This window comes from Cupriavidus sp. L7L, from assembly GCF_004353535.1.
Taxonomy (GTDB): Bacteria; Pseudomonadota; Gammaproteobacteria; order Burkholderiales; family Burkholderiaceae; genus Cupriavidus; species Cupriavidus oxalaticus_A.
This window is the reverse complement of record NZ_SMNY01000065.1, coordinates 1-1,113: the sequence shown is the minus strand read 5'-3', so window position 1 is coordinate 1,113 and position 1,113 is coordinate 1. Positions and strand designations below refer to the sequence as shown.

Annotated in this window: 1 protein-coding gene and 1 pseudogene; both read left to right on the top strand. The window is 60.8% G+C overall.

The genetic code is table 11. From position 1 onward, the window contains the following. Positions 1-777: UxaA family hydrolase (locus tag E1J61_RS35030; RefSeq protein WP_133098400.1), on the top strand; the 777-nt coding region annotated here is incomplete at its 5' end. Between the two features lie 156 nt (positions 778-933). Then, positions 934-1,113: pseudogene (locus E1J61_RS35025) on the top strand (IS5/IS1182 family transposase); the annotation flags it as partial.

Here is a 1,113-nt window from a genome sequence, read left to right as displayed (position 1 = left end):
CAGTACGCCACTGCACTGCAACGCGTCGAGTGCCCGATCAGCGAACTGTGGGTGTCGACCAAGTGCGGCGAGTCGGACACTACTTCCGGCTGCGGTGCCAACCCGACGGTTGGCAATGCCTTCGATAAGCTCCATCCGCTTGGCACGACCCTGGTGTTCGGCGAGACCTCAGAGCTGACTGGCGGCGAGCACATCGTCGCCGCCCGTTGCGCTAACGACGACGTGCGCAGTAAGTTCATGGAAATGTTCGAGCGCTACCAGGGCATGATCGACCGCTGGAAGACCTCAGACCTTTCCGAGTCGCAGCCGACCAAGGGAAATATCGCTGGAGGTCTCACCACGATTGAGGAGAAGGCGCTCGGCAACATCCAGAAGATCGGTAAGAGGTGCACCGTCGATGGTGTTTTGGATAAGGCAGAAGAGCCGACCCATCCGGGCCTCTGGTTCATGGACTCATCGTCGGCCGCGGCCGAGATGGTCACGCTCTGCGCCGCCGCCGGCTATGTCGTCCACTTCTTCCCGACTGGCCAAGGCAATGTGATCGGCAACCCGATCGTCCCCGTCATCAAGCTGTGCGCAAACCCGCGTACGGTGCGTCTCATGAGCGAGCACATGGACGTGGACTGCTCGGGGCTGCTGCAACGCGAACAGACGCTGGACCAGACTGGCGACAAGCTGCTGGAATGCATGCTGGAGACTGTCAATGGCCGCTGGACCGCGGCTGAGGCGCTCGGCCACCGTGAATTCGTGCTAACCCGCATCCACGAGTCCGCGTAACGACACCGCACTGCATCAGTGAAGATATGAACCCCTTTGCGGTGCAGGCGCCGGCACCCGGCTTCGACTTAGCAGGCCGCTGAAATACCTCCGGTGGACGTCAGCGCCACAACTGGCTGAAGCGTTGATTTGAGGAGCCCATCCAACTCCACTTTCATGCGCGGCGCAGATACCTTCACAGAAAGTTTGTTCACTATGCGGAGGCTGGATGATTTCGTGCCGAAGTCCCACCCGCTGCGCTCGATCCGCGCCATGGCCAACCAGGCGCTGGTAAAGATGGACCGGTTGTTCGCACAGATGTACGAGGCCGATATCAAGGGTGGCCAGCCCAGCATC